Annotated in this window: 7 protein-coding genes; 6 read left to right on the plus strand and 1 reads right to left on the minus strand. The window is 69.5% G+C overall.

Annotated features, from left to right (window positions below):
* From FL311_RS37535 to FL311_RS37560, 6 genes are all read left to right on the plus strand, one after another.
* A partial coding sequence (locus tag FL311_RS37535) for a chorismate-binding protein (RefSeq protein WP_194869527.1) occupies positions 1–190 on the plus strand: 190 nt, incomplete at its 5' end.
* Positions 174–1,943, plus strand: coding sequence for a 2-succinyl-5-enolpyruvyl-6-hydroxy-3-cyclohexene-1-carboxylic-acid synthase (menD, locus tag FL311_RS37540; protein ID WP_141332480.1), 1,770 nt, complete (start codon positions 174–176; stop codon positions 1,941–1,943). The genes FL311_RS37535 and menD, both read left to right, overlap by 17 nt.
* Positions 1,934–2,794 carry a 2-succinyl-6-hydroxy-2,4-cyclohexadiene-1-carboxylate synthase gene (gene menH / locus FL311_RS37545; RefSeq protein ID WP_141332481.1) on the plus strand — a complete coding sequence of 287 codons (861 nt, stop codon included), beginning with the start codon at positions 1,934–1,936 and terminating at the stop codon, positions 2,792–2,794. Before menD ends, menH begins: the two co-directional genes overlap by 10 nt.
* Positions 2,791–3,714, plus strand: coding sequence for a 1,4-dihydroxy-2-naphthoate polyprenyltransferase (locus FL311_RS37550; protein WP_141332482.1), 924 nt, complete (start codon positions 2,791–2,793; stop codon positions 3,712–3,714). Before menH ends, FL311_RS37550 begins: the two co-directional genes overlap by 4 nt.
* A 9-nt stretch (positions 3,715–3,723) precedes the next feature.
* Positions 3,724–4,884: a mandelate racemase/muconate lactonizing enzyme family protein gene (locus tag FL311_RS37555; protein WP_141332483.1), complete on the plus strand. Its 1,161-nt coding sequence runs from the start codon at positions 3,724–3,726 to the stop codon at positions 4,882–4,884.
* Positions 4,881–6,575, plus strand: a complete 1,695-nt coding sequence (locus FL311_RS37560; protein WP_141332484.1) for an AMP-binding protein — start codon at positions 4,881–4,883, stop codon at positions 6,573–6,575. The genes FL311_RS37555 and FL311_RS37560 overlap by 4 nt, the downstream gene beginning before the upstream one ends.
* 11 nt (positions 6,576–6,586) lie before the next feature.
* Here the strand turns inward: FL311_RS37560 and FL311_RS37565 are convergent, their stop codons facing one another.
* Positions 6,587–8,329 (minus strand): DUF6311 domain-containing protein, encoded by a 1,743-nt coding sequence (locus FL311_RS37565; RefSeq protein WP_141332485.1) that lies wholly within the window; start codon positions 8,327–8,329, stop codon positions 6,587–6,589.
* Between the last annotated feature and the right edge of the window lie 696 nt (positions 8,330–9,025).

The raw sequence follows: 9,025 nt of genomic DNA on the forward strand, positions 1-9,025 counted from the left end.
GGTGGGGCCCGAGCGGGCGCACCTGATGGTGGGGCTGCGCTCGGCGCGGGTGCGGGGTGCTCGCGCGCGGCTGTACGTGGGTTGCGGAATCGTGGCCGGCTCCATCGCGGAGGCGGAGTGGCGGGAGACGGAGATGAAGAGTCTGGCCGTGTTGCGTGCGTTGGGAGGCGGGGATGTCGGGCGACAGTAATCTCAACCTGCTGTGGGCTCGCGCGCTCGTGGAGGAGCTGGTGCGCGGCGGTGCGCGACACGCGGTGGTGTGTCCGGGCTCGCGCTCCTCGCCGCTGGCCATCGCCTGCGCGCGCGCGGAGGGCCTTCGCACCTGGTCGGTCATCGACGAGCGGAGCGCGGCCTTCTTCGGGTTGGGGCTCGCGAAGCAATCGCGCACGCCGGTGATCCTGGTCGCGACGAGCGGCACCGCGGGTGCGCACTTCTACCCGGCGGTCATCGAGGCCTCGCTGTCCCAGGTGCCCCTCCTCGTGCTCACCGCGGACCGACCGCTGGAGCTGCAGGGGTGGGGCGCGGCGCAGACGGTGCCGCAGGCGCGCTTCTATGGTGAGCACGCGCGCAGCTTCACGGACGTGGGCGTGCCGGAGTCGAGCGACGTGGCGCTGTCGCACCTGCGCGCGACCGCGGCCCGGGCCGTGGCCACCTCGCTGCGGGCCCCTCGCGGCGCCGTGCAGCTCAACGTGCCCTTCCGCGAGCCGCTCGCGCCGGTGACCGAGGCATATGGTGAGGAGCGCCTGTCCGCGCTCGCGAAGCACGGTCGCCCGGGGATGCCGTTCACGCGCATCGCCGCGCCCGCGCCGGTGCCGGACGCGGCGGTGCTGGAGTCGGTGCGCCAGCGCGTCGCCGCGACGGAGCGGGGTGTCATCGTCTGCGGTCCTCGTGACGAAGCGGACGGTTTCGCCGAGGCCATCTCCGCGGTATCGCAGGCCACGGGCTACCCGGTGCTGGCGGAGGCCACGTCCCAGGCCCGGTATGGCGGCGGTCCGCTGACGCTCTCGCACTACGACGCGATGCTTCGTCACGCGCCGTTCGCCAGAGCGCATCGGCCGGAGCTGGTGCTGCGGTTCGGGGGTGGGCTCACGCCCAAGGTGCCGCAGCAGTGGCTGGACGGGTCGGGCGCGGACATCGTGCTCTTCAGTGACGGGGGGGCGCTGTTCGACCCCGCGCACCGCGCGGCCACGGTGGTGGAGGGCTCGGCGGTGGCGGCGTGTGCCGCGCTGGCGAAGGGCGTGAAGCGGAGCGTGGGCTGGTGGACCCAGGGCTTCCTCGCCGCGGAGCGGATGGTGCGCGGCGCGTTGGAGACGGCCTTCGCCGAGCGACCGGACATGCTCAGCGAGCCGCGCATCGCTCGCGAGGTGGTGGCCGCGCTTCCGGCCGAGGTCCCGCTGTTCGTCTCCAGCAGCATGCCCATCCGGGACGTGGACGCGTTCGCCCCGGCGAGTGGTGTGCCGCTGCGCGTGCTGGCGAACCGGGGCGCGAATGGAATCGATGGCATCATCTCCAGCGCGCTCGGTGTCGCGGCCGCGGCGTCGCGTCCCGCCGTGCTGCTGACGGGGGACCTGGCGCTGCTGCACGACGTGGGCGCGTTCGTGACGGCGGCGCGCTCGCGTGTTCCGCTCACGGTGGTCGCGGTGAACAACGACGGTGGCGGCATCTTCTCGTTCCTGCCCATCGCGCAGGCGGCGAAGCCGGACGAGTTCGAGGCATTGTTCGGCACGCCGCACGGCGTGGACCTGTCGCACGCGGCGGCGCTGGGGGGGGCTCGGCTGCATCGGCCCACGACGCCCGCGGCGCTGCGTGCGGCGGTGCGTGAAGGACTGGAAGGCGGCCTGCACCTGGTGGAGGTGCGCGTGGACCGGGCCGCGAACGTGGATGACCACCGGCAGCTCTTCGCGAGAATGGCCGCCGCACTCGGAGAGGGACCATGGGCGTGACGCTGGCGTACGAGACCTGGGGCGAAGGTTCCCGACCGCTCGTGCTGCTCCACGGCTTCACCGGGAACCGTGGGTCGTTCGATGGGCTGAAGCCGCTGATGGGTCGCTCGGTGAAGGCCATCGCGGTGGACCTGCCGGGCCACGGCGCCACGCCACTGCCGGAGCGGCGCGGACGTGACGGCTTCCTCGAGACGGTGGACGCGCTGGTGTCCTTGGTGGATTCGCTGGGGCTGGGCACGGTGGACCTGCTGGGCTACTCGCAGGGCGCGCGCGTGGCGCTGGCCGCGGCGGTGCGCGCGCCGGACCGCTTCGGCCGGCTCATCATGGAGAGCGGCTCGCCGGGGCTCCACCGCCGTCAGGAGCGCGCCGAGCGGCGGGAGTCAGACGGGCAACTGGCGGCCTTCATCCGCGCGAAGGGGGTCGACGCCTTCGTGGAGCGGTGGGAGTCGCTGCCGCTGTTCGACTCCTTGCGTGCCATGCCCGCGGAGCGTCAGGAGCGGCTGCGGGCTCATCGCCGGGCCTGCACGGTGGAGGGGCTCGCCGGTGCGCTGGAGTGCCTGGGGCTGGGCGTGCAACCCGATTACTGGTCGGAGCTGCACCACCAGCGCCTGCCCACGCTGCTCCTGACGGGGGCGAAGGACGAGAAGTTCACGCAGACGGCGCGGCGGATGGCGGCGGAGCTCCCGGTGGTGTGGCGACATGCCTTCACGGACTGCGGCCACGCGCCCCATCTGGAAGCGCCGGAGGAGTACGTCCGCGAGGTGCTGGGTTTCCTGCAGACGCCCTGGTACGAGGCGCCCCAGTTCGAGGCGGCCGCCACGGGGGCGGACCCTGGGAGGATGAGTCCGTGAGCACGTCGGTTCCTGGCGCACCGGTGTCCCTGTCGAAGCCTCGTCCCACGGTGAAGACGTGGTTGATGGCCGTGCGTCCGAAGACGCTGACGGCGGCGCTGGTGCCGGTGTTGGTGGGGACGTCGCTCGCGTTCGGTCTGGGCGTGGGGCGACTGCTCCCGGCGCTCGCGGCGCTGGTGGGGGCGGTGCTCATCCAGGTCGGCACCAACTTCATCAACGACTACTACGACTTCAAGAAGGGCGCGGACACCCACGAGCGCCTGGGCCCCGTGCGCGTCACGCAGAGCGGGCTCATCGCGCCGGGCACGGTGTTGATGGGCGCGGCGGTGTGCTTCATCGCGGCGACGGCGGTGGGGGCCTATCTGGTCGCGGTGGGCGGCTGGCCCATCGTCGCCATCGGCCTCGCGTCGCTGCTCTGTGGCTATGCGTACACGGGGGGGCCGTTCCCCTTGGGGTACAACGGCCTGGGAGACCTGTTCGTCTTCATCTTCTTCGGGCTGGTCGCGGTGACGGGGACGTTCTACGTGCAGGCCGGCACGGTGCATCCGGCGGCGTGGTGGGCGGCGATCCCCGTGGGGGCGAGCGGCACCATGCTCATCGTGGTGAACAACCTGCGCGACGTGACGACGGACGTGAAGGCCGGCAAGCGGACGCTGGCGGTGCGCTGGGGCACGACGGCGGGCAAGGCGGAGTACGTGTTGTTGCTCGCCGCCTCGTTCGCCACGCCCGGGGTGATGTACGCGCTGGGGTACGCGGCACCCTGGGTGTTCCTGTCGTTCCTCAGCCTCCCGTTGGCGGTGCCTCCGCTCCAGCGCGTGATGCGCGAGCAGGGGGCGGCGTTGAATCCCGCGCTGGGCGGCACCGCGCGCTTCCAGCTCATCTTCGGAGTGCTGTTCGGGCTGGGCCTGTACCTGCGATGATGTGAGTCCATGCGCATCGTCAAGGCAACCCTGACCCCGCTCCGACTGGAGCTGCTCCAGCCCCTGAAGACGGCCCGAGGCACCTATTCCGCGCGCGAGGGTTTCCTCGTGCGCCTCGAGGACGAAGAGGGGCGGGTGGGGCTCGGTGAGGCGATGCCGCTGCCCGAGTTCGGCACGGAGTCGCTCCCCGTCTGTGGCGAGGTGCTGGCGGCGTGGCTGTCCTCGCTGGAAGGACAGTTCCTGGGCGACACGGTTCGCGCCGTCGAGGACACGTTGTCGCCGTTTCCGCCGACGGTGGCGCGAGGCGAGGGGGTCCGGGTGCGAGCCCGTCATCCCGCGCCCCCGGGGCCGGTGCCCGCAGCGGAGCATGCGCTGGAGCTGGCGCTGTTGGACCTGCTCGCGAGGCGGCAGGGGGTTCCGCTGTGCTGGCTCCTAGCCGAGGAGGCGCGTCCCGAGGTCCTGGTGAATGCGCTGCTGAGCGGTGAGACGGTGGCGGCGCTGGTGGACGAGGCGCGAGCGGCGGTGGCCGAGGGGTATGGGACGCTCAAGCTGAAGGTGGGGGGGCGAGCGCTGGAGGAGGACGAGCAGCGGGTAAAGGCGGTGCGCGAGGCGGTGGGGCCGGACGTGAAGCTGCGGCTCGACGCGAACGGTGGCTGGTCGGAGCTCGAGGCGAAGCGCGCGTTGGACAAGCTGGGCTGGTACCAGTTGGAGCTGGTGGAGCAGCCGACGCCGCCTGACGACCTGGCGGCGCTGTGGCGGGTGCAGCGACGAGCGCCGTGCATGGTGGCGGCGGACGAGTCGCTCGGTTCTCCGGAGACGCTGCGCGCGTTGTTGGGCTCGGACCCGCTGTTGGGTGGTGGGCCGGCGGTGGGTGCGGTGGTGCTCAAGCCGATGGTGTTGGGAGGGCTGCTGCCCGGGCTCGTGGTGGCGATGCGCGCCGCGCGGCTGGGCATGCAGGCGTATGTGACGAGCTCGCTGGACGGCGTGGTGGCTCGGGCTGGGGCGGCGCACCTCGCGGCCGCGTTGCCTTCAGGGGCGCTCGCGTCGGGGCTCGCGGTGGGGAAGCTCTTCAAGAGTGAGCCCGCCGTGCATGACTACCGGCCGCTGCATGGGCGCATCCGGTTGCCGGAGACGCCGGGGCTCGGGCTGGATGCCGGAGCGGTGGTGTGACGACGTTCGGCTGTCCCATCCGCGAGGGCGCCCGCGTTCATCCGGAAGCGGAGGCGCTCACATACGCCGGGCGCTCGTGGAGCTACGGAGCGTTGGACGCCGAGGTGAATCGGTGGGTGGCCGCGCTCGAGGCCCGGGGCATCGGTGCGGGACAGCGGGTCGCGCTGCTGTCGACGAACCAGCCGGCCTGTGTGTTCCTGTTCTGGGCTCTGGGGCGGCTGGGAGCGCTGCTGGCGCCGCTGAACGCGCGCCTCACTCGCGCTGAGTTGGCCCCGTTGGTCGAGGACATCGCGCCCGCGCTCACCTTGGCGATGGGGGCCTTGCGAGAGCGATTGCCAGGGGCGGAGTCGCTGGAGACTTTCGCGTCGCCGGCGTACGTGGCGTCGGGGGAGCGTCCCCCGCGCGAGCGGACGAGGGAGACCCGCGCGTTGTCGGAGACGCCGACACCTGAGCTGGCGTCGGGAGGGCAACTGCCGAATGCGCAGTCGCTAAAGTCCTCTGTGGCGTCGGCAGAACGACCGCCAGACGAGGAACTCTTGGTAACGGGTGCGTCGCTGACGCCGTCCACGGCCTGTGCGTCGTCGACAGGGCGACCGACGGAAGGCGAGCCCCTGGCTCCCTCGGAGCCCTCGACGACCTGCGTGCCGCTGGCCGAGGACTCACCGCGCGTCGTGCTCTTCACAAGCGGGACGACGGGCAGGCCGAAGGGCGCGGTGCTGACGGAGGGCAACTTCCGTGCGTCGTGCCGAGCCTCTGCGGAGAACCTCGGGTCGCACCCCGCGCCGCGCTGGCTCGGGACGTTGCCACTGTTCCATGTCGGTGGTCTCGCGATGTTGACGCGCACCGCGTACGAGGGAGGCTGTCTCGTGCTGCACGAGCGCTTCGACGCGGAGGCCACCAGTCGAGCCATCGACGAAGGCGTGACGCACGCGAGCCTCGTCGCCACGACGCTGGAGCGGGTGCTCGATATCCGAGCCGGTCGCCAGGTGCCGGAGACCTTCAAGCTCGCGCTGATTGGCGGTGGGCCCGTGCCGGTGTTCCTGTTGGAGCGGGCACGAGCAGTGGGGCTCCTGGCGCTCCAGACCTACGGTCTCACCGAGGCCTGTTCCCAGGTAACGACGGAGTCACCCTCCGAGGCGGATGGGAAGACCGCGGGACGCTCTCTGCCGGGGACCCAGGTGCGCATCGTCGGAGATGACGGCGCTGCACGAGGCCCTGGCGAGGAAGGCAACATCGAGGTCCGAGGCCCCACGGTGATGGCGGGCTACTGGAATCGTCCCGACTCGACGCGCGAGGCGTTCCGTGACGGATGGCTCCACACGAAAGACCTCGGGGTGCTGGACGCGCGAGGTCGCCTCACGGTGCTCTCACGTCGAGCGGACCTCATCGTCAGGGGCGGGGAGAACATCTACCCGGCGGAAGTGGAGGCGGTGCTCGCCAATCATCCCGCGGTGCAGGAGGCCGCGGTGATTGGCGTCACCGACGCGAGATGGGGCGAGGTCCCCGTGGCCTTCCTCGCGCCACGCACCGGCCAGCAGCGTCCGGATGCACCGGTGCTGGAGACCTGGTGCCGTGACTCACTCGCGGGCTTCAAGCTGCCCACGCGCTTCATCTGGCTGGACGTGCTGCCCCGCAACGCGATGGGCAAGCTCGAGCGCACGGCCTTGCGCAGATATGCCGCTGAGCGTTGAACACGGGACGCTCAGGGCGGGCTGTCTGCCGTGGGAGGCGCGGGTGCGCGGACCGTGGTCTTCAAAAGCGCCTCCTGGAACCGGCCTCCTGTCGACGCGACGCAGACTTTGAAGCCATCCAGTGTGCCGCAGGTAACGCGTTCACCTTGACGTTCGAACAGCGCGAGCCTCGTTGGGTCGACGACGTAGACCGTGTCGGGAGCGAACTGCCCCTTCTCGATGTTCGTCGTGAGTGCCGCGCAGACCTCCTGGACCTGCCGATCGTTGAATCGTGCGGCATAGCCACTGTTCGTCGTCAGACCCTTGCGATAGGCGAGATCTCCCCATCGCACGGAGTCGTACTGGGCGAAGGTGCTCTCGACACAAGGAACTTGAGAGCCATGGATGTACGGCGGAAACATGATCACATGGCGATAGTCCGGATCGAGTTGCTCCCATTCCGGAGCGACGAGTCGGGGCCAAGGGGCAGATCGGAATCGCTGCTGAGTCCATAGGTCCGCCGTGTCCACGACCTGGAGAAGCAGCGCCCCCACCAGTACGCCGGTGACGAGTGCTGGCCTTTGCCGCCAGCGCCAAACCGCGAGCGCGAGGATTCCCGTTAGCACGACATAGTGCAGCGGCCAGATGAACCGTCCAGACGCGCGGAACATGCCGACGACTGGCATGAGCGGTGCGGCCAGTTTGCGCATCGTCAGCACAGTGACGCCACCTAATGTCATTGTCGTCGAGAACGCGAACAACGCCAGCAGCATCACGATGCCCATCAGGGGCGCATGGGCTCTGACCCGAGTGCAGGCCTCCCGCCACCAGACGGACGGCCTGCCAAGGAGCGCGGCTAGAGCGAGCACGAGAACTCCCGTGCCGAGATATCCGAAGCCCTCGTACTGCCCCTCTTGCGCTGGTAGCCACGGCAAAATCCGAGACCACCCCATGGGATTGAACAACGAGAGCATGTCCGCGCTATAGACGCCGAAGCCGCTCGTCGCTCCGCTCACTCCCTGTCCCACGTACCCGAAGAGGAGGAAGACAGCTCCCACGGCGAGGGAGCCGCCCAGGAATGCCAGCCCTACCTGTCGCCAGCCGAGGCGTCTCGTTGGCCACACCATTCCGATGAGCAGGGCTGTCGAGAGAGCGAAGACCATGACTGCCAGGTACGGGTGCGTGCCGGCTGCGAGCACGTTCAGCAGCAGCGCGATTCGCAGTGTGCGCCAAGCGCTGTGTGCGTCCGGACAGGGGCGCAGGTGCAGCCATAGCAGCGCGGTGACCATCCAGTGCGCGCAGAGCGCATCGTGTCCGAATCGGAACACCAGCACGGGGGCCAGCACAAAAAACGCGGCCCCTATCATTTGATGCGAGGCGCGAGGAGTGATCACGGACATGAGCTTGACGCCCATGAAGCCTTGGAGCGCGAGACATGCCGCGAGCCAGATCCCGATGAACTGGAAGTCCCGAGGCAGCACTCTCGTGAAGGGCTTGAGCAACACCGAGACCCAGGGGTTCGAATCGGTGAAGCCCACCGTCGTCAACAAAGGCGGCATGAGGTCCGGCGTCCTGCCGAGAGGAAAGCTCCAAGGCGCGTCACGGAAGAACCACCAGCCTAGAACGCTTTTCGTCCAGTCTCCCCACCCGAGCCAGTCCAGGTGGGTGGGGTCGAGAGCGGGTCCTCCCCCCAATGCGATGAACCAGGCTAAGCCCAGAAGTGCTCCTGCCCAAGGACGCCACCGCGCCAGCCGCGTCTCATCAGCCATGCTCATGATGCTCCACCTGTGACGGTTGTCGGCGCGTTGACCTGGATTCGGCTGTGGATGACCACCCATGTCCTCGCCTGAGCACCGTTCGTCACGGTGTCCTTTCGTGAAGGCGGACCGATACCATGCGCGCTAGAGCGGAACCAGCTTGCCAATGCTCGGCGCCCAAGCAGCGGCACGACGGAGGGGGGCGCCACTTGGACGTTGTCGCCCCAGGAGTGGCTAGGCGTGATGGGCCTACTAAGGGAGGAAGCGGCCGTCGCGGGTGGTTCTTCCCATGGCTTCGAAGTACGAGTCGGCGGCGGAGCGCTTGGTGAATCACGCTGCTCGTAGCCATGTTCCAGGGCGATTCTGAATCGATTCTGAACGAAGCCGAGCAGGCATTTCGATCAAGATGTGCACCGATTCCGGGAGACCGAGCAGGCACGCCAGAAAGGGCAAACGCCCTGCTTGGCAAGGGGCGGCCGTGTTGTAGGACGGCGAGGGTCGCGAATCTACCTTGACGCTCGCTGCAAGCGTCTGGCCGCCGCCGAGAAGCGGGTGACGGAACTCGAGCGAGAACGGCACCTCAAAAATGTCGTAGCTCGGCGTAACAGGTCCTCTGGAGTTCGGCGAACCCGGTCGGGGTGAGTTCGGCCAAACCGGTCCGCACCGGTTCGGCCAAACCGGTCCTCCGGGTGCTCCGCCGACAGGTCACGCTGG

This window comes from Myxococcus sp. AB025B (assembly GCF_006518215.1).
Taxonomy (GTDB): Bacteria; Myxococcota; Myxococcia; order Myxococcales; family Myxococcaceae; genus Myxococcus; species Myxococcus fulvus.